Below are 20,823 nucleotides of genomic sequence, written 5' to 3' on the forward strand. Positions count from 1 at the left end.
TGCACCCTCTATTTGAATAACGATAAAAGATAAGATAATGTCAAGAGTTTGCGACCTTACGGGTAAAAGAGCGATGGTAGGAAATAACGTTTCTCACGCTATGAATAAAACTAAGAGAAAATTTTCTGTAAACTTAGTTAAAAAGCGTTTTTATCTTCCAGAAGAAGACAGATGGATTACTTTAAGAGTAGCTGCATCAACGGTAAAAACAATTAATAAAAATGGAATCGCTGCAGTTTTGAAAAAAGCACAAGCAGGTGGATTTATTAAATAATCCATTCCTAAAAATAAATCACGATGGCAAAGAAAGCAAAAGGTAATAGAATCCAAGTAATTTTAGAATGTACTGAGCACAAAACAACTGGTGTTGCGGGAACTTCAAGATACATTACAACAAAGAACAAAAAGAATACTCCAGATAGATTAGAGATTAAAAAATTTAATCCAATCTTGAAACGTGTAACTGTTCACAAAGAAATTAAATAATAATTAGAGATTTTAATTCAATTTTAGATGTAGCATTTGAAATTTATTAAAATACAAACAACATAGAATCATGGCAAAAAAAACCGTAGCATCCTTACAGACATCTTCTAAGAGATTATCAAAAGCCATAAAAATGGTAAAATCTCCTAAAACTGGCGCATATACATTCGTAGAATCTATTATGACTCCTGAAGCGGTTGATGAATTCTTGAAAAAGAAATAATTAACTTTCGCATTTTATAGAAAAGCTACTTTCATTCGGAAGTAGCTTTTTTATTTTCTATATTTGCTTCGCCTGTTCGCTATTGCTCTGGTGTTAATCAAATTTTTTTGAAACTAAATCGTTTTTAGATGTTGTATTAAATGAATATTTGAATTGGCAGTTTTCTAACTTCTAACGTCTAACTTCTAACTTTTCTACTATAATGAGTTTTTTTAAAAAATTATTTTCTTCCGATAAAAAAGAGTCACTTGACAAAGGTTTAGAGAAATCCAAAATATCTTTTTTTTCTAAGTTAACCAAAGCCGTTGCAGGAAAATCTAAAGTGGATGATGAGGTTTTAGACAACTTAGAGGAAGTATTGGTTTCCTCAGATGTTGGAGTAAATACAACGCTGAAAATCATCACCCGAATCGAAAAACGTGTTTCCGAAGATAAATTCCTTGGAACTGACGAACTCAATCAAATTCTTCGAGAAGAAATTGCAGGTTTGCTTTCAGAAACGAATTCTGGGGAAGCTACTGAATTTGTAATTTCAAATACTACAAAACCTTATGTTTTGATGGTTGTTGGTGTCAATGGTGTTGGAAAAACGACAACTATAGGCAAACTCGCTTACCAATTCAAAAAAGCAGGTTATAAAGTAGTTCTAGGTGCAGCTGATACTTTCCGTGCCGCAGCAATCGATCAATTGCAAATTTGGGCAGACCGTGTTGGTGTTCCCATCGTAAGACAAAATATGGGGAGTGATCCAGCTTCTGTAGCTTTTGACACTTTGCAATCTGCCGTTGCTCAAAACGCTGACATTGTTATTATTGACACCGCAGGTCGTTTGCACAATAAAATCAATTTGATGAACGAATTGACCAAAGTAAAACGTGTAATGCAAAAAGTTGTTGGAGATGCGCCTCACGATGTGTTATTGGTTATCGATGGCTCAACAGGACAAAACGCTTTCGAACAAGCCAAACAATTTACAGCCGCTACCGAAGTAACTTCGCTTGCTGTAACCAAATTAGATGGCACTGCCAAAGGTGGGGTGGTGATCGGAATTTCAGACCAATTCCAGATTCCCGTAAAATACATTGGAGTCGGTGAAGGAATTGAAGATTTACAAGTCTTCAATAAATATGAGTTTGTAGATAGTTTCTTTAAATAATAGTCTAGTGGGTTTTTATAATAACATCAAACCGATTTACTTTTACTTTGCAAGTTGTATAGCGTTCGTATTATCCAATGTTGTGCGAGACCTAAACGTTCCTCTTTATTATATTTGTTTATTATTAGGTACTATTTTTTTTATTCTTGGTTTTTTTAAGGGAAGATCTGAACGTTAAATTATTGATACAAAGCATTTATTTTTTGCCAAAGCACATTATCAAAATCAGATAGAGCAAGGTTTGCGTTATCTGCAGCTTCGCCCATTCTAATGACTACCATTTTTTTGCTTGGAATCACATAGATTTTTTGGTCATTTTTACCCAAAGCCATGAACATATCATTGGGTCCAGAAGGAATAATACTTCCTGGAAATTGTAGTTGAGATTGAGGCAAATGATAACTTGATTTGCCGTTCAACCACCACAAATAACCGTATCCTAAATTGATGTTTTGAGAAGTATTGGTCGCTTCATTGAAATAGGTTTCGTTCAAAATGGTCGTGCTTTCCCATTTCCCTTTGTTGAGTGATAATAATCCAAAACGCGCCATACTGCGAGCAGTACTCCAATACACGCTGTTGTTGTCTATTTGTATCCAATTTCCGGTCATTCCTATTTTATCTCTTAACTTTGAATTAAAATAATTAGACCATGTTTGTCCACTTGCTTTAGCAATTACATCTTGCAATTTTACATATACGTTATGATAAGCCCATCGAGTTCCTGCATCAGCTTTGTAAGTTAGTTTTGAGGCAGAAACATTATCACCATTGGCAATATCTTCGATGCCAGATGTCATTGTGAGTAAGTGCTTGTTGGTTATCAAGTTTTCTTTTGCCAATGGCAAACTAGTCCAACCGGTTCCAATATAATCAGAAACTTTGTTGTTGATGTTGATCAAACCTTCTTGTTGAGCTATTCCTGTAATTGTTGCAGTTAACGTTTTGCCAGCACTTGCCCAATACCAAGGAGTTGAAGCGGAATGTCCATTGAAATACTGTTCCATCACGATTCTTCCATTCACCAAAATGATGAAGCTTTTGGAGTTTTTTAGTGTTAAATAATCCAAAAGAGGTTGCACTGCATTTTGTTTCCAACCCAAATCAGCGATAGATTTTGTTTCCCAAACATCACCAGTTTTGGGTGGGAAATACATTGTTTCTTGTGGTGATGGATTTGGATCCGGAGTATTTGAACTGCAACTGACTAACAAAAACAGACAAAGAAGGATATAAATTTTTGACATAGCTTTACGATTTTAATTGGAGATAAGACCAAAAATAGTATAAATAGTTTAATGAGTTTTTTTTATTTTTTGTTTTCTTTGGAATTTAATAAGAGTAACTTTGTCGAAGATAGAAAATATCTTTTGATTGCAAAACCCTAGCCCTGATGGGATCGGCATCCTTTTGTGGCGGTGTTCGCCACAAAAGATATAGTGAACAGCAGGAAGTAGCTCCCCAAAAAACAAAATTTATGAGAAATATAGTTGGATTGTTGTTTATTACATTTCTTTTTGCCTCTTGTCAGCAAAAGGTAAAAACGGAGGATATTGCCAAAATCAATGGCTATTGGGAAATTGAGAAAGTCGTTTTTGAAGACGGAGAAGACAAAAATTACACCATAAACGAAAGTTATGATTATTTTGAAATGGACAAAAATAATAGTGGTTTTAGAAAAAAAGTCATGCCGCAATTAGACGGTACTTTCATTGTAAACGACACCCAAGAAAGTTTTAAAGTAAGGATTGATGACGATAAAGTATTTTTTGATTACGTTACTTCATATGCCAAATGGTCGGAGGAATTGATTTCGATTTCTAGTGAAAAAATGGTTTTTGAAAACTCTGAAAAAAAACAATATCATTACAAAAAAGCAACCCCTGTAAACATTCTAGGTGATGGCAAAAAGATTAAATAATCAAAGCACTGTTGGAGATGTTTTGAAACACATTATCCAAGTTAACAAATTGCAACCTGGAATGGATCAAATTGATGTGCGAGAGGCATGGAAAATCCTTATGGGCAATGGTGTGAATCATTACACTAAAAATGTGGTTTTGAAAGGCAGTACTTTGTATGTGGAACTTTCTTCAGCAGTTTTGAGAGAAGAATTAACCCACGGAAAGTCCAAAATTGTCACCATGATTAACGAAGAATTGAAACGCGAAGTAGTTAAGGAAGTAGTTTTGAGGTAATGATTTCAGATTGCTGATTAACGATTTTTAATTGCAGATTTTTTTAATAATAGATAAAAAAATCCATTTTCAAAATTTTGAAAATGGATTTTCTATATTGTGGGATTTTTAAATCTTAATTCAAAAATCGTTACTCTTAAATCATAAATTTAGAATTGCTCTCTTCCTGCAAAATGAAAACCGCTCTCTATAGCTGCATTCTCATCACTGTCAGAACCGTGAACTGCGTTTTCTCCCATTGATGTTGCGTATGCTTTACGGATAGTCCCTTCAGCAGCATCAGCTGGATTTGTTGCTCCAATCAAAGTTCTGAAATCGGCAACTGCATTTTCTTTTTCAAGAATTGCAGCCACAATAGGTCCGCTTGACATAAATTGTACTAATTCCCCATAGAAAGGTCTTGCTGCGTGAACGGCATAAAATTCTTGGGCATCAGCCACTGTTAGCTGTGTCAATTTCAATGAAACGATTTTGAAACCAGCATTGGTAATCATTGCTAAAATATTTCCAATGTGTCCGTTTTTGACAGCATCGGGTTTAATCATTGTAAAAGTTCTATTAGTAGCCATTTTTTTGTTTTTTTAATTGGGTGCAAAAATACCATTTATTAGTTAAATGATACTCTTATTGCATCCTAAAATTAGTAAAATGACATTTAATTTTGAAATTAGTCTATTTTTTATACTTTGAAGAATAGTTTTTTTTTATAAAATATCCATAAAATAATGGTCCAGAAGAGGGTATAAATCAATGCATAGGTCAAAGAGGCATCTTTTGGATTTTCAAAATAGGGCACAATTCCATAATTGTAAAAATAGCTTTGAAAACCGAGTGGTTCGCCTGGAAGTGTAGGATGATCCACTTTTATCATCGTCAGCACTCTAGGAATTATCCCAGAAAAGAAAAAAACAATCATCGGATTTACACCCCAAATCAGGAATAGTTTTGTCCATTTTTTATAATTGGAAATTTCGATGATGTAATACAACATACAAAAACTTATGGTGGCCAAACCCGAAGTATATAGAACAAAAGAGCCGCTCCAAATGGATTTGTTTATAGGGAATTTAATGCTCCAGATTAGTCCAAAAATGACTAAACCAAGACCAATTACTATTATTTTCTTAACGATTTCGATTTTTGACAATGGTCGATTGAGCATTTGACCTATCAACATCCCGATGATTCCAGATGTTATGGCTGGAAGGGTGATTAAAATTCCTTCGGGATCCCAAGTTTTTGATTGGCTGTACATATGGTTTTTCAAAAATATATTGTCTATGTATGCTGCCAGATTCGTTCCTTTTTCAAGATTTGCTTCGCCAATTCCCGGAACAGGAATGAGTGTCATCACAGCCCAATAGCCTAATAATAGTATTGCAACGACCAAAATTTGAGTTTTCATTGTTGATTTTAGATACAAAATGGAAGTGAAAAAATAGACAATCGCTATGCGTTGCAAAACACCAGGGATTCGTACTTCTTGATAGGCTGGAATGCCACTATAGGCTAAAAAAAGTAAAATGGAAACTATTGAAAACGCTAAAATGGTTTTGATTTTTAGTTTAAATTTCCCTAATAAAGCATACGCTATTGCAAATGTAATTACTAGTTTTTCTATCAATAGAGGAATGCCTATGAAGCCAAAGAATTCGATAGAATTGAAAAAATTTAGAAATAAGCCAAGGCAAAATATGCGCAAAGAACGCACCATTATTTTATTTAAAATGGCGGAATCGTACTTTTTGTGGATGGCGAACGGAATCGCAGTTCCCATTATAAAGATAAAGGAAGGGAAAATTAAGTCGGTTGGTGTGCAGCCATTCCACTCAGCGTGTTCCAATGGAGGATAAATCGCAGCCCAACTTCCCGGATTATTGACAATTATCATCAACATAATCGTAAATCCACGGAAAACATCCAATGAAGTTAAGCGTTCTTTTATCATATTTTTTTATGAATAGTAATTTTTTAGGACAGCCTAATAACTTCAAAGTTGGTATCTAAAGGTTTCAACGTTGAAATCAAATTAGTAATTAAATCATTGCCATATTCCAAATAAAATTCCGAAAAGTTGACTTGGCGTTCTTGCAAACTAGTATTAGGAAACAATTCGTTTTGCAAAGCGGTAATTCGCTCTAATGTTTCTGAAAAATTCCGTTTTTGGGCTTTCAGCAATCGTTTTTCTAAATTTTCTAGACCTTTAATTTGTTTGGCTTCCTGCGCTTTTACTGCTCCAAGAAAAGATTTATCCGTTTTGTTGGCAATTTCAAATAGTGCTTCGAATTGTTTTTGTAAATGCTCTTTTTGAATCGTAAAATCAATAGGAAATTCTGATAATTGTGCCGTTTTTGTATTTAGCAAATCAGTTTGTTTTGAAAATAAATCTTTCCAAGTTAATCCTAACTTGTCCGCTTTTTTGGATTGCTTTTCGGTGGCCAAAAGCACTGAATTCCGAAGTAATAGTATCGGAAAAGTAACATTTACAGCATCGAAAAAAGATTTTAGTTCTAGCCAATAGGCAATTTCTCCGCCTCCGCCAATGTAGCATAAATTGGGTAAAATCACTTCTTGGTACAACGGACGCATAATCACGTTCGGGCTGAATTTTTCGGGATGGCTATCTACTATTTGTAAAATTTCAGTTTCTGAGAAGACTGTTTTAGTGTTATTTACTTTATAAAATCCATTCTCTAAAATGATTCGTTCCCGCAAATCATTTTCTATATAAAACAAATTGATCTCCCTAGGATTGACTTGAATGGTATAGTCTTTTAATTTTTCTACAGTTTCAATAACTTTTTTGTGAGAAGTTTGCTGTGTCAATTCTTCCTTAATGTAAGGAATAAAACTGCGTTTTAAATTTGGATTATCCGCATCAAGAATAACCAATCCGTATTCGCCAAAAAGTACGTTGGCTAGAAAACGAGTGGCATCAGCCAGATTAGAATGATTCAAATACGATTCTTTAAAAAGTTTTTTGATGACTTCTGCATTTTTTCCTGACCCCAATTCTTGCGCGAAAATGTCAAAAAAATCAGCTAAACCTTCAGTCGATAATCGTCCAACGGGACCAGAACTTTCAGCATTCCAGCGAAACTTTCGACTCTTGAAATTAAAGTAGTTAATTTCGTCAAAATCGTGGTCTTCGGTCGCCATCCAATAAATAGGAACGAAGTTTTGCGATGGATATTTTCCTTTTAATTCTTTGGTCAGATTGATGGTCGAAATAATTTTATACAAGAAATACAAAGGTCCAGAAAACAAATTCAGTTGATGACCGGTTGTAATTGTGAAAGTGTTTGAATCGTTTAAAAGTTTGATATTGTTTAAAGTTGTTTCAGAAGTATTTATTTGAACATATTGTTTTTCGAGTACTGAAACTAAAACTTTTCTCTTTTCATTGCTGTTTTCATTGCCATTGAAATTGATTTTTTTTTCTTCAATTTGTGCTTCGAAATTTTCAAGACTTGGAAATCGGTTATATAAGGACTGCAAGTCAGACTTTTGCTCTAAATAATCATTCATTAAAGGAGAGAAATATCCCGAATTTTGATAGCTAATACAGTCTGTTGGCATATTGGAGTTTATTTGATGCTAATTTAGTGAAAAATTATTGGAACTAAATAGTTGCAAGTTTCGAAAATTAGCATCATTTTTATCGAAATATTATGAACACGATATGAAAAATAATTCCAATCCTGCAAAAGTAAATTCTTTAAAACACGTACTTTTTGGTAGTTTAATAGGCACAACCATAGAGTTTTTCGATTTTTATATTTATGCCAATGCTGCGGTTTTAGTATTTCCGCAATTGTTTTTTCCGGGTTCTGACCCGACTACTTCCACCATCGAGTCATTAGCTACTTTTTCAATAGCTTTTTTTGCACGTCCAATTGGTTCTGCCGTTTTCGGACATTTTGGAGATAAAATAGGACGAAAAGCCACATTGGTTGCTGCTTTATTGACGATGGGAATTTCTACTGTCGCCATCGGATTTTTGCCTACTTATCAAAGCATCGGAATCGTTGCTCCTTTGTTATTAATGCTTTGCCGTTTTGGGCAAGGTTTGGGTTTGGGTGGCGAATGGGGTGGAGCTATCTTACTCGCTATCGAGAATGCACCACCGGGAAAACGGGCTTGGTACGGAATGTTTCCGCAATTGGGAGCGCCAATAGGTTTAATACTTTCAGGTGGAACTTTCTTGTTGTTGAGTGATTTTTTTACCGATGAAGCGTTTTTCGACTATGGTTGGAGAATTCCATTTATAGCCAGTTCGCTGCTGGTTTTGGTTGGGTTTTACATTCGATTAACGATTACTGAAACACCTGCGTTTTCTAACGCTATCGAAACAAAAAAACAGGTCAAAGTTCCTATTATAACGATTTTGAAGTTGTACAAACGAGAATTGGTTCTTGGCACATTGTCGACTGTGTCTATGTTTGTCATTTTTTATCTAATGACGGTCTTTAGTTTGAGTTATGCCACGACCGATTTAGGATTTAGTCGTCGTGATTTTTTAATAATTCAATTGTTTTCGATCTTGTTTTTTTTAATTGGCATTCCAGTTTCGGCAGTTTTAGCAGATAAATTCGGAAGAAGAAAAATTTTAATTGCAGTCACTACACTAATTTTACTATTTGGATTTAGCTTTTCGTTTTTTTTAGAATCGCAAGGCGATCAAATGATTACGACTTTGGTTTGTATCGGAATGGGCTTGATGGGATTGATTTTTGGTCCACTCGGAACTTTTTTATCGGAGTTGTTCCCGACTGAGGTTCGATATACTGGAGCCTCTTTGACCTTTAATTTGGGGGGTATTTTAGGAGCGTCTTTTGCGCCATTAATAGCCATTTGGTTAACTAAGAATTATGGTATTGGTTATGTAGGCTTGTATTTATCTCTTGCGGCTTTGATTTCAGTTTTGGCATTTTTTGCTATTAGAAAAAAAGAGGAAAAGTTTTAATCTTGAACCATTTTAAAATATAATCTATATTAGATTTTCTTTATTGAAAAATTATTTAGATATTTGTCTAAATATATAAATGAATTATGAACTCCATTTTCAAAGCATTGAATGACGGAACTAGAAGAGAAATTCTAGAGCTTTTGAAAGTTAAAGATTTATCGGCGGGTGAAATTGCAGATTATTTCAACATTTCGAAACCTAGTATTTCACATCATTTGGATATTTTGAAACGTGCCGATTTAATTTCTTCCGAAAAAAAAGGGCAATTTATTATTTACTCTTTAAACACTACTATTATGGAAGATGTTTTGAAATGGATTTTAACTTTTAAAAAATAAAACGATGAATAAGACTTTAAAAAATGAACTTCCAATTATTGGATTTGTGTTACTACCTTTTATTTATTTGGCGTATTTGTGGAATAGTTTACCCGAAAAAGTTCCAATTCATTGGAATTATAAAGGAGAAATTGACAATCGGGGAACTAAATATGCTTTGATTGGAATCCTCTTTTTATTGCCAGTCTTAACCTATGTTTTGATGCTAGTTATACCAAAAATAGATCCCAAAAAACGAGTGGAATTAATGGGAGGGAAGTACTACCACATAAAATTTGTTTTAGTAGTTTTTATGTCGGTTTTGGCGCTTTTTATTATACATTCGTCTAATAGTCAAACGCTTTCAAGTCCGAGTATCGTTTTTGTTTTGTTAGGAGCGCTGTTTATGGCTTTGGGGAATTATTTCAAAGTAATCAAACAAAATTATTTTCTTGGCATCAAAACGCCTTGGACATTAGAGAGTGAAGAGGTGTGGAAACTAACGCATATTTTAGCCGGTAAATTATGGATTATTGGCGGATTATTAATTGTGATTTTTAGTTTGGTTCTTCCTCAAGACGTAAATTTTTACTTTTTTATTGTGATTACCGCAATAATTTCAATTGTACCGATTGTTTATTCCTATATAGTATTTAAAGAGTTGAAAAAATTAAAGCAATAGTTTACACCTTAATATCCTGAAAATCATTCGTAATAGCATACCGAATCATATTTGTAAAAGCTTTATTATCTAGGGTAGGGATTTCGAGAATTGTATTCAATACCGTAGTATCATATTCATTGGCTTCTGTTATAAAGTATGGTTTTAGATGCTTACCAATACTTTCATAATACATTTTTTCGATGCTGTTTTTGTATTCAAAATCAAGGTCGTTTGGTATGAAAGTAAAATTGGTATAACCAACTTCGGCCATAATTATTTTAAGGCCTTCTCTCATATTGAAACTTTTGTAATGTACAATGTTCAGTTGGTCGACCCCATCGTTTTCGAAGGTATTTACCACTACTTTGGCAACATAGTCAACAGGTATTATGTTCAAATTTGTGTCATTATTAACGATAATCCGAACATTTTCCTGTTTGCCTTTGCGTTTTGCAGTAAAATAAAAAAACTTCGCCAAAAGATAAAAAACCATATATTTCGGAATGAAATAGTTGTTTTCTGTCCCAAGCATTTTGCCACCAATAACGCTTGGACGAAGAATTTGAAACGGCAAGCCTATGGCTTTACATTCTGTAGCAATGAAGTTCTCCGAATGGAATTTAGCATATTCATAAGCATTGCGATGCTCGGGTGTGAAATCTAAAGTATGAAAATCATTCGCAATCAAACCGGCTCTAACTCCAGACGAAAAAGCGGTACCGATGTAAATGAATTTTTTTATAAACGGATGAAAAACCGAAAATAGTTTTTTTGTTAGTAAGACATTTTCATCAAATATCTTCTCCTTTAATTCCTCGTCGGTCGAGAGGTTCACAAAGCCAGCTGAATGAATCAAGTAGGCTCCTTTGATTTTATCTAACAAAAATTCTCCATTCAATACTGAATCTAAGCTAATGAATTCAATACATTGCTGCAGATCATTGATTCCAATATTGTGTAAAATTTTTGGAGTATAATAACTGGACAATAATTCGTTGATGCGATTCTCGGCTGAGTTCTTTCCGTTATTTCGGGCAATAATGTATAACTTGTTGGTTGTATTTGGATTTTTTATATAAAGTTCTAAAATCTCATACATAATATGAGAACCTAAAACGCCAGTAGCTCCGGTAAGAATTATTTTCATTATTTTTTTTCTTCGTGGCAAATATACCTTTTTAGACGCAATCAAGAAAATCAAGTCGATGAAGTATTTATTTGGGAATAGAAATAAAGTGATTTTGAAATTATTTTCGAAAGAAGTAGGAGCAATTTTTACCGTTTCAAACTAAAATGCCCTTTGTATTCTTGTCCGTTGGCTCGTGCAACAACAAACCAATAATCGGTGGCGGGAAGATTGTTGCCGTTAAAAGTTCCGTCCCAACTGGCAGTATTGGAGCTTAGATTTTTGATTAGTTTTCCATAACGGTCGAATATTTTTACCGTTAATCCTGTTTCAAAATCTGAGAATTTAATTTTCCAAGTGTCATTGTATCCATCGCCGTTCGGCGTGAAGAATTTGGGATACATCAATAAATAAACCTCTTCTGTAGCTGGTTCGCAGCCGTATTGGTCTCTGACCCAAACGGTATATTTTCCGCTGCTTAGTCCTGAGAATTGATTGCTAGTCTGATAATTGACACCGTCAATAGAATAGTCATAGTTGCCAGTGCTAGTGGTCGCGATGTTTACTATAATTGTATTTTCATTAGCCGTCCAATCTGTAGTTTCAATAGAATTGATGATGGCTTTATCTGATTTTTTTACCTCGAAGTTTTTAGTACTTTCACACGAAAAAGAACCATAATCATTGGTCAGCGTAATCGAAAAACTACCGGGATCTTTGACAGTTATAGTCTGTGTTTTATCTCCAGTAGACCACAAATAGTGATCAAAACCTGCGCCTGCATCAATGGTAATTTCTTTGTTTTCGCAGATGGGAACAAGGTCTTGAATATTGATGATGGGTTTTGCAAAAAGTGTTAATGTCAATGTGGCAACAGCATAGCAAGGCGTACTCGAATTGATGCGAATATAAATTTTGTTCTCACCCAAAGCCAATTTATAGCTACTAAAATTGATGATTTTATCGCTAACCGTTTCCTTTTCTGCACCGGAAATCGAATTGTAATACGTGAAAAAATAACCGCTTGGGTTTGAAATAACTTTAGCATCATAACTACTTAAATTTACAGGTTCAGCTCCGTCATTCAAATCATCACAAAATTGTTCTTCATAATTATTTGCGGGTAAAGTAGAAATTAGCGCAATGCTTATGCCTAATCGGGTTGGGCTTTCACAACCATTTAAAGTTTGAGTTGTGTAGTAGGTTTTCCCATCTTGCAACGGAGTCGAAGCGGGTAAAATACCTCCTGCAATTAAACTATCATACCATTTTATGGCAGTTCCAATACTTGCAATAGTATTTAAAGTTGGGTTTTGGCTAGAGCAAAAAGTTTGCGGAGAAATTGCCGTTGGCGTTGCCGTATTTTGAATATTGATTACCACAGGAACTCTTTCGCTCTCGCAACCGTTGATGGTTTGCGAGGCGTAATACGTTATTCCGTTTTGCACTAAAGTTGTATTGGCTAATAAAGTCCCATTGGTCAAAGCATCGTACCATTTTATGTTTTGCCCTGTAATGGTAATTGAACTTATAGTTGCATTTTGTTGGATGCAGAAGGTTTGTGGGGAAATTGCCGTTGGTAAGGATTGAGGGCTAATAATAACCGTTTGGTTTTGAGGAACCGAATTTCCATTTCCATCATTGTAGTTCCAAACAACAGTATAAGTTCCGGGCAAACTATAAGAAAGCGGACTTGTTGTTGTAGCTGTAATGGCTCCGGCACAAGCATCAGTAGCAGGTGGGATGGTGGTGATTTTAGTTTTGCAATCGCCTGTAATTATTGGGAGTGTTGCAATATTTGCAACGGGCGATTGATTGTCTCCCACAAAAACATCCACATCTACAATGCCATCGCAACCACCAGTTCCAGTTATGTTACAACTGTATTTGCCAGTATTTAATGTAGAAGCGTTGGTTATTGTTGGGTTTTGGTCTGTTGAAGTAAAAAAGTTTGGTCCTGTCCAAGCATAAGCTGTTCCGCCAGATGCTTTTAGTTCTATTGTTTTTCCGAGGCAGATTGGGGAGTTTGATGATGTATTGGGTTGCGACAATGAATTTTCTGAAAATTTCATTAAAAAATAATTACTAGATCCTAAAACTGAAGACTGATAAGAATTACTATCTGCTATACCGGCAGCCTGCATTGAAATTCCGGCTACAAATATTGAATTGCTATTATCAAAGGCGATTCTTGTCGTTTCGAAGGTACTCCATCCTCCAACAAATGTTCCCCATATAAAATCGCCTTGTTTAGAAAATTTGCCAATATATCCTTGACTATAATTATAATTATTTGGTATATACGAGCATAGGGTTGTTAAGTTCGTGGACCACGCTGAGTTGTTAGTTGCTCCTAGATAAATTGAATTGTTTTTAAAAATAATTGAATAAACTACTGCGTGTCCTAAATATGAACCCCAAATTCTTCGTCCATTACTATCTAATTTTGCAAAGAATCCCCCATATGTCTGCCCAGAACTGTCAAAACAACCAGGTGTTGTCATGTTAGTTGTACTTCCCGTCTTTCCACCTAAATATATATTGTCATCATTGTCAGTTTCAACTGTGTAAACATAGTCAGTATATTCGCCTCCATAATATGTTGCCCAAATTCTTTGCCCATTAAGAGAAAATTTATAGACAACACCTTCATCGTGCGTAACAAGACTGTGATTTTCTTGAAAAACTCCAATCGTTGAAATATTGGTGAAGCTATTTGTATATCCTCCAGTAATGAGATAATTATCTTTTACTACAATCGTTTCTAATGCATCTCTGTCTTCTCCGCCCACATAAGTACTCCAAATTAAGTTACCATCAAACCTAAATTTGGCTAAAAAACCATCAACTGCGATGCGACCTTCATTTAACTGCGTTTGGAAATTGCTATTAATTGCAATATTTGTTTTGCTTGAAGTATATCCAACTAAATATATATTATCATTTTTATCAATATCTAAAGCGGAGGCTGAATCTCCATTTTCGCCACCAAAATATGTTCCCCAAAGTCTAATTCCTGAATCATTAAACTTAACCAAAAAAGCATCGCTATCACCTGATAAATTAGGTTTGTTTGAACCTAAAGTGCTTATGTTTGACTCTGCAGAAGTAAAACCTGATAAAATAACATTATTTTGGGAATCTGTTTTTACACCTGATATAACATTCGTGTCTTTTCCTCCATAATAAGTTCCCCATAAACGATTACCATTTGGACTAAATTTTACAATTATTCCATTTGTACTTTCATAAATAGATGTTGGTATTGTTGTTTGATGTGCCCCTGTAGTAGCATAAGATGAATTTGATGCTGTTGTAGTACCTGTCATATAGGAATTTCCTAAAGAATCTGTTGTAATACTCACTTGACCAAGTGAAACATGAATATCCGTTTCGTCTCCATAAAATGTACCCCACAACCTTGTAGGCACAGGGTCAATGACCACCGTTTTTTCAGACACATTTGCAGCACTCGCAAAACCATACACATTTTTCTTGATTTTCCTATACCCAACAACAATCTCCTTTTTGTCTTTCCCATCTTCTGTCCAACTCATTGGCAGGGTTTCTTCCAATGCACCAAAACGAACCTGCATTCGGATTTTATTATCCACTAATTCTGTTTTAGCACCATTAAATTTCAATTGAATGTCCGAAATTTTCCCTTTTGGATGCACCACAAAATTGTACTCAACCGCCTTCAAACTGTCTTTCGGGATCGAGAAGACCACATCAATATTAGGGTAAATGTTTTTATAGGTAATTTGCTGGTATTGATGCACCATCAAAACACCCTCCGGTTTATTGGGAATGTTGTAATAGTTGTCGTAATCTTTTGATTTTTGTTCTGTGATTAGTTCTACTTTGGGATTAGAATTCACAAAATTAATGTCAATTCTGTGGTAAATGTATTCTAATGAATAGTCAGGAACTTTTTCTTTTTCTGTTTCAGGTCGCAACGACGGACGAAGTTTCGCTTTTTGCTTTGCGGTCAAAGGATGCTTTTTGGTTTCATATATATCATACGAAAACCCAGTGGTTTTAATTTGCACATTCAATCCGCTAGTATTCAACAAGTATTTTACATCAGGATTGGGTTTCCCTTTTTGGTCAATAATCTGTCCTTTGTTTTCCTTAAAACCAATAGATTGATTTTTGCTTTGAGCAAATGCATAGCTTGCGAAAAATAAAAACAAGAAAAGTAATGTTTGCCTCATTGGATTGATTTGGAAATTGTAAAAGTAATTAAATATCTACAAAACCAAAATGGAATTAAAGTTTTACATACAAAACTTAACATTCAAATCATTTTGCTAAACAACTCTAAATATGTTCTATTTTTGCACAAAACAATTCCCTTTTGAAAACCTCAGTACTTCTAATCACGCCACCCTTTACCCAACTGAATACACCCTATCCAGCAACGGCGTATATCAAAGGGTTTCTGAATACCAAAAATATTTCGGCAACACAAGCGGATTTGGGCATTGAAGTGATTTTGAAATTGTTTTCAAAGGACGGATTACAGCAACTTTTCGCAACTCATAACTCACAACCCACGACCCATAACTGTAAAAGAATCCTCGCTCTACAAGACGATTACATTAAAACTATCGATTCTGTTATTGCTTTTTTGCAAGGAAAAAATCCAACATTAGCACTCCAAATTTGCCAAGAAGATTATTTACCCGAAGCGTCTCGTTTTGCGCAGCTCGAAGAGTTAGATTGGGCTTTTGGAACTATGGGAACGCAGGACAAAGCCAAACACTTGGCTACTTTATACCTTGAGGATATATCCGATTTTATTGTAGAATGTGTCGATGCTAATTTTGGTTTCAGTCGTTATGCCGAACGTTTGGGACGATCTGCTAATTCTTTCGATGAATTGTATTTGGCTTTACAACAAGAACCAACGTATATTGATAAAATTCTGATTTCACTTTTAAAGGAAAGAATCGAAACCATTCAACCCGCATTATTCCTGATTTCGGTTCCTTTTCCTGGGAATTTATATGCTGCTTTTCGTTCGGCGCAATGGGTAAAGAAACACCATCCAAATATCAAAATTGCAATGGGTGGCGGTTTCCCCAATACCGAATTGCGTTCGCTTTCGGACACTCGTGTTTTTGAGTTTTTTGATTATATTACTTTGGATGATGGAGAATTGCCGATTCAATTGATAATTGATAATGAGCAATTGATAATTGATAAGGAACAATTGATAATTGAGAAAGAATACAAAAGAACTTTTCTCTTAGAAAACGGAAAAGTAGTTTATAAAAACAATTCTCCAAGACCAGATTACAAGCAATCTCAAGTGGGAACTCCTGATTATTCTGATTTGTTTTTGGACAAATATATTTCGGTTATCGAAATCGTGAATCCAATGCACCGAATGTGGAGCGATGGCCGATGGAACAAACTCACGATGGCGCACGGTTGCTATTGGGGAAAATGCACGTTTTGTGACATCTCATTAGATTATATCAAATTGTACGAACCTATCGCCGCCAATTTGTTGTGCGATCGAATGGAGGAAATGATAGCGCAAACGGGTCAAAATGGTTTTCATTATGTCGATGAAGCTGCGCCTCCGGCTTTGATGCGATCTTTGGCTTTAGAAATTCTACGCCGAAAATTATCGGTTACGTGGTGGACGAATATTCGATTCGAGAAAAGTTTTACTAGTGATTTATGTTTGTTATTAAAAGCGTCGGGATGTATCGCCGTTTCTGGCGGACTCGAAGTGGCTTCGGACAGATTGTTGGAACTAATTGACAAAGGCGTAACGGTCGAGCAAGTAGCCAAAGTTACCCGAAATTTCACCGAAGCCGGAATTATGGTTCACGCTTATTTGATGTATGGTTATCCAACACAAACGGTCCAGGAAACAGTGGACAGTCTCGAAATGGTGCGACAATTGTTTGAAGTTGGCGTTTTGCAATCTGGTTTTTGGCATCAGTTTGCGATGACAGCGCACAGCCCAGTCGGGATGTATCCAGAGAAATTTGGTGTTCTGAAAGAAACAGAAACTATTGGAACTTTTGCAAACAATGATATTAATTATATTGATAAGACAGGAATAGATCACGATAAATTCAGTTTTGGATTAAAGAAATCGTTGTTCAATTTTATGCACGGCATTTGTTTTGACTACGAATTGCAAGAGTGGTTCGATTTCAAAATTCCGAAAACGAAAATCCATCCTGATTTTATTGCCAATGCTATAGAAGAAAGCCCCCTAGCCCCCGAAGGGGGAATTGATGCAGCTGATAACTTTAATACAAAGCCAACTGCCAAAATCATTTGGTTAGGAGGACATCCAGTTGTTGAGCATTTTACAAAATCTAAAAGAGGAAATTCTTGGCAAATGATGACTTTGACTTTTCACGACAAGAAAGAGAGTTTTACCATTCAAACTGGAAAAAATGAGGGGGAATGGTTGATGCAAATATTGGATAAACTTTCAGTTTCTAATGCTAAAATCTGCACTTTCCAAGAAATAAAATCCGATTTTGAAACTAGCCTAGAAGATTTCGAATTGTTTTGGTATTCCAAACCAGTAAATACTTTGAGGGAATTTGGATTATTGGTGTTGTGAAATTAATTTTTAGTGACCCAATAATGAAAATCTCGTTCTAAATCATATACCATTCTTTTTACACTTCTTCTCATTATAAAATAAGGAATTCCGAACATTAAAGTTGCGTGAAATAACAGGAATGGTACAATAATAAATTTTGGAGCATTATCATCGGCAAAGAAAATGCCGCTTAAAAAAATCGCATAGAAAAAGATCAAGAAACCGAAAAAGACAAACATCTTTTTTTGAAATCCACAAATAAATGTTTTTATAGTTAACTTATCCGTTTCTTGAACAAATGTTCCTGAAGCTTTTGCGAAAGAATAACTGGTATCAAATAATTTTTGTCTTTTTTTTAATTCGAACCCATTATTTTCTATATATCCTTTGTATTCATTTTTGCTTGATGTGAAAACTTCAAACGGTTCAAAACCTAAATTAGATTCATCTACATTTTCTCTAAATTTCTTTGTGAAATCTAATTTTGATATTTGTAATTCAATGTTTATTTCTTGTGCTAGATTTATTTTTTTCAAATAGTCATTCATAGTTTTTTGTTTGATGTGTAACAAATGTAGTACTTTTTTTTAGTACATAAAACTGTGAACACTTTAAGACAATTTGGATTATTGGTGTTGTAATTATACAAGTAAATTCTTTAGTTGCAAACTCTTCATTTTTTATATCGCATTAGGATTAATTCTTTTTGTAGAAAATCTTTATTTAAATGCTAGTTTTGTTTATTATATTTCCTACTTTGGTCAACATATTTAAATAATTGTATACTAATTTTTATAGTAATGAAAGTTAAAAGGACCTATCCCAAAATACTGTTATTGATTTTTTCGTCAAGTGTTTTTTTTATAGTGCTATATCTAGCGCTTTTTTATTATACAAAACAAGTAGAAAAACAAGTTTTTAATAATTCAAAGGAACAGTTTACTAATGAAGTAAATAAATTGTTGATCTTGGATTCAAAACCAATAGAAGTAGCTATAACTAATGACACTGGTTGGGACGAATTTGTTGATTTTATAGAAACTAAAGACTCAGTATGGTATAACGACAACGTTGCAAACGAGATAGATACCTATAATGTTGATTATTTAGCGGCTTACGATAAAAATAAAAAATTTGTAATCCATACGGCTTCTTCCAAGATTAAGTCTTTTGATTTTATTCCAAAACAAGCGATGGATGATCTCCATAGAAAAGATTTAAGTCGGTTTTACTTGAAAATACCGGAAGGAATAGTTCAAGTTACAGGTGCTTCAATACACCCATCGGAAGAATCGAAAAAAATTGCAACAAAACCGTTTGGCTATTTTTTCGTTGTTCGACTTTTAGATAAATCGTACATAGAAAAATTAGAGGAATTGACAAATTCACGAATACATTTTGTTAATTCTCCAAAAGATAATGGTATTGGCAAACACTATATTTATACTACAATAGGTTTGAAAGACAATCAAAATAGAGGAGTTTCAATGTTGCTTTTCGAGCGAAATTTTGATGTTTATTTTGAAAACACCAAAGATATTCTTTACTTGATAATTGCCGCTTTTTTCATAAACTTTCTAGTTACTTTAATTTTTACAAAAAAATGGGTGTTTAATCCATTAGGTTTAATCACTTTAATTTTAGAAACGGGTGAAAAAAATGCAATAAAAGAATTGAACTCGACTACAGGTGAGTTTAGGCACATAGGTAACCTATTCGAAGAAAACAATCATCAAAAAATGGAGTTAATTGATGCAAAACTAAAAGCTGAAGAGGGAGATAGGCTTAAATCCTCTTTTCTTGCTAATTTGTCTCACGAGATTAGAACGCCAATGAATGCCATAAATGGTTTTACAGATTTACTAATTAATACCAAATTAAAAAAAGAAGAACGATTAGAGTATTTAAAAGTAATTGAAAAAAGTGGAAAAAATTTGGTTTCCATAATTGATGACCTTATTGAAATATCAAAAATTGAATCGAATCAAGTTACTCCTAATTTGACCTCTATAAATTTAGAATCTTGCATCAACGAATTATATGAGACTATAAAAATTACTATTCCAAAGTCTAAAGAGATTGATTTTAGAATAATTGAAAATGGCCAAGCTGTACCGCATAATATTATTGCTGATGAAATAAAATTAAAACAGGTTCTTGTTAATTTGGTTAATAATGCCATTAAATTTACCGATAAAGGCTACGTTGATTTTGGTTATGAAGTTGACGAAAAAAATGCCCAAATCATATTTAAAATACAAGATACAGGGATTGGCATTGATATAATTAATCATCAATATGTTTTTGATCGTTTCAAAAGAGTGGATAGCGACTTATCTGTTATGGCAGGAGGTTTAGGACTAGGATTGGCAATTTCTAAAGCTTATGTTGAAATGATGGGCGGAACGATTTCATTAGAATCTATAGTTGACGAAGGTTCTACTTTTTCATTTTCAATTCCTTTGGACTATGATAAAGAGCGCAAAATTATCAAGAGATTTACAAAAAGTACGATTGATTCAAAATGGAGAGAAGCGAGAACCATCTTGATTGCTGAGGATGATGATATTAATTTCCTGTTATTTCAAAAAATAGTAAAACTCACAAATTATACTATTATCAGAGCAGTAAACGGTGAAGAAGCTGTCGCGATCTGTAGTACTAATCCAAATATTGATTTAGTATTTATGGATATAAAAATGCCTATTATGAATGGTTTTGAAGCATTAGAAAAAATAAAAGTGATACGGCCAGAATTGATTGTAGTAGCCCAAACTGCGTATGCATCAACGGAAGATGAAGTAAAAATTTTTAATGCTGGATTCCATGGTTACATCACCAAACCCATTAATAGAGAAAAATTATTTGAATTGTTTGATGACATCTTTCGAAATAAAAAATAATTATTTTTAATAATTTTAAACTTTTTAATCACATATAATAGTATAATGGTTTAGTATAAAAAACCATTGTTGTCCGATAAAAACTTGAAAAGCTACTATTTATAAGCATTTCAACTGTTTTGCTTGTTTTTTAGTGTTCTTTGTAGAACTCAATATTTGAAATTTAGAAAAATATTTTTTCAAATATTGAAGTTTTAA

At 34.0% G+C, this 20,823-nt stretch carries 18 protein-coding genes; 11 read left to right on the forward strand and 7 right to left on the reverse strand.

Annotated features, from left to right (window positions below; translation table 11 throughout):
* The first annotated feature begins 37 nt into the window (after window positions 1–37).
* From rpmB to ftsY, 4 genes are all read left to right on the forward strand, one after another.
* On the forward strand, window positions 38–274 hold the full coding sequence (gene rpmB, locus RMO83_RS04060) for a 50S ribosomal protein L28 (RefSeq protein WP_103806174.1): 237 nt from the start codon (window positions 38–40) through the stop codon (window positions 272–274).
* A 23-nt stretch (window positions 275–297) separates the two neighbouring features.
* A complete protein-coding gene (gene rpmG / locus RMO83_RS04065) occupies window positions 298–486 on the forward strand; it encodes a 50S ribosomal protein L33 (RefSeq protein ID WP_103806173.1) in 189 nt (62 codons plus the stop codon).
* Between the two features lie 70 nt (window positions 487–556).
* Window positions 557–709, forward strand: a complete 153-nt coding sequence (locus RMO83_RS04070; RefSeq protein ID WP_082014152.1) for a DUF4295 domain-containing protein — start codon at window positions 557–559, stop codon at window positions 707–709.
* A gap of 202 nt (window positions 710–911) precedes the next feature.
* A complete protein-coding gene (ftsY, locus tag RMO83_RS04075; protein ID WP_310558399.1) occupies window positions 912–1,865 on the forward strand; it encodes a signal recognition particle-docking protein FtsY in 954 nt (317 codons plus the stop codon).
* Between the two features lie 179 nt (window positions 1,866–2,044).
* On the opposite strand, the gene RMO83_RS04080 is transcribed toward ftsY, so the two are convergent.
* Entirely contained in the window at window positions 2,045–3,112 is a 1,068-nt protein-coding gene (locus tag RMO83_RS04080; RefSeq protein WP_310558400.1) for a serine hydrolase, read from the reverse strand.
* 230 nt (window positions 3,113–3,342) lie between these two features.
* Here RMO83_RS04080 and RMO83_RS04085 point away from each other — a divergent pair, with 230 nt between their 5' ends.
* Both RMO83_RS04085 and RMO83_RS04090 read left to right on the forward strand, forming a co-directional pair.
* Window positions 3,343–3,786, forward strand: a complete 444-nt coding sequence (locus RMO83_RS04085; RefSeq protein ID WP_310558401.1) for a lipocalin family protein — start codon at window positions 3,343–3,345, stop codon at window positions 3,784–3,786.
* Window positions 3,767–4,063: a DUF721 domain-containing protein gene (locus RMO83_RS04090; RefSeq protein WP_310558402.1), complete on the forward strand. Its 297-nt coding sequence runs from the start codon at window positions 3,767–3,769 to the stop codon at window positions 4,061–4,063. The genes RMO83_RS04085 and RMO83_RS04090 overlap by 20 nt, the downstream gene beginning before the upstream one ends.
* A gap of 149 nt (window positions 4,064–4,212) precedes the next feature.
* On the opposite strand, the gene RMO83_RS04095 is transcribed toward RMO83_RS04090, so the two are convergent.
* From RMO83_RS04095 to bshC, 3 genes are all read right to left on the reverse strand, one after another.
* Window positions 4,213–4,632 (reverse strand): nucleoside-diphosphate kinase, encoded by a 420-nt coding sequence (locus tag RMO83_RS04095; RefSeq protein ID WP_310558403.1) that lies wholly within the window; start codon window positions 4,630–4,632, stop codon window positions 4,213–4,215.
* Window positions 4,633–4,742: 110 nt separating this feature from the next.
* Entirely contained in the window at window positions 4,743–6,011 is a 1,269-nt protein-coding gene (locus RMO83_RS04100; RefSeq protein ID WP_310558404.1) for a DUF5009 domain-containing protein, read from the reverse strand.
* A 23-nt stretch (window positions 6,012–6,034) separates the two neighbouring features.
* The gene (gene bshC, locus RMO83_RS04105) at window positions 6,035–7,642 is read right to left on the reverse strand and encodes a bacillithiol biosynthesis cysteine-adding enzyme BshC (protein WP_310558405.1); all 1,608 of its coding nucleotides are present in this window, start codon (window positions 7,640–7,642) and stop codon (window positions 6,035–6,037) included.
* Window positions 7,643–7,745: 103 nt separating this feature from the next.
* On the opposite strand from bshC, the gene RMO83_RS04110 reads away from it, so the two are divergent.
* From RMO83_RS04110 to RMO83_RS04120, 3 genes are all read left to right on the forward strand, one after another.
* On the forward strand, window positions 7,746–9,029 hold the full coding sequence (locus tag RMO83_RS04110) for an MFS transporter (protein WP_310558406.1): 1,284 nt from the start codon (window positions 7,746–7,748) through the stop codon (window positions 9,027–9,029).
* Window positions 9,030–9,115: 86 nt separating this feature from the next.
* On the forward strand, window positions 9,116–9,370 hold the full coding sequence (locus RMO83_RS04115; RefSeq protein WP_310558407.1) for an autorepressor SdpR family transcription factor: 255 nt from the start codon (window positions 9,116–9,118) through the stop codon (window positions 9,368–9,370).
* A gap of 4 nt (window positions 9,371–9,374) precedes the next feature.
* Window positions 9,375–10,031: an SdpI family protein gene (locus tag RMO83_RS04120; protein ID WP_310558408.1), complete on the forward strand. Its 657-nt coding sequence runs from the start codon at window positions 9,375–9,377 to the stop codon at window positions 10,029–10,031.
* 1 nt (window position 10,032) lies between these two features.
* On the opposite strand, the gene RMO83_RS04125 is transcribed toward RMO83_RS04120, so the two are convergent.
* Window positions 10,033–11,160, reverse strand: coding sequence for an SDR family oxidoreductase (locus RMO83_RS04125; protein ID WP_310558409.1), 1,128 nt, complete (start codon window positions 11,158–11,160; stop codon window positions 10,033–10,035).
* Window positions 11,161–11,288: 128 nt separating this feature from the next.
* Window positions 11,289–15,356: a T9SS type B sorting domain-containing protein gene (locus RMO83_RS04130; protein ID WP_310558410.1), complete on the reverse strand. Its 4,068-nt coding sequence runs from the start codon at window positions 15,354–15,356 to the stop codon at window positions 11,289–11,291.
* Window positions 15,357–15,499: 143 nt separating this feature from the next.
* Between RMO83_RS04130 and RMO83_RS04135 the strand changes: the two genes are divergently transcribed.
* Window positions 15,500–17,740 carry a B12-binding domain-containing radical SAM protein gene (locus tag RMO83_RS04135; RefSeq protein WP_310558411.1) on the forward strand — a complete coding sequence of 747 codons (2,241 nt, stop codon included), beginning with the start codon at window positions 15,500–15,502 and terminating at the stop codon, window positions 17,738–17,740.
* A gap of 2 nt (window positions 17,741–17,742) precedes the next feature.
* Here RMO83_RS04135 and RMO83_RS04140 read toward each other — a convergent pair whose 3' ends face one another.
* On the reverse strand, window positions 17,743–18,270 hold the full coding sequence (locus RMO83_RS04140; protein ID WP_310558412.1) for a hypothetical protein: 528 nt from the start codon (window positions 18,268–18,270) through the stop codon (window positions 17,743–17,745).
* A gap of 252 nt (window positions 18,271–18,522) precedes the next feature.
* Between RMO83_RS04140 and RMO83_RS04145 the strand changes: the two genes are divergently transcribed.
* Complete coding sequence (locus tag RMO83_RS04145; RefSeq protein WP_310558413.1) at window positions 18,523–20,625, forward strand: ATP-binding protein; 2,103 nt, start codon at window positions 18,523–18,525, stop codon at window positions 20,623–20,625.
* The last annotated feature ends 198 nt before the right edge of the window (window positions 20,626–20,823 follow it).

This window comes from Flavobacterium sp. (genome assembly GCF_031423415.1).
Taxonomy (GTDB): domain Bacteria; phylum Bacteroidota; class Bacteroidia; order Flavobacteriales; family Flavobacteriaceae; genus Flavobacterium.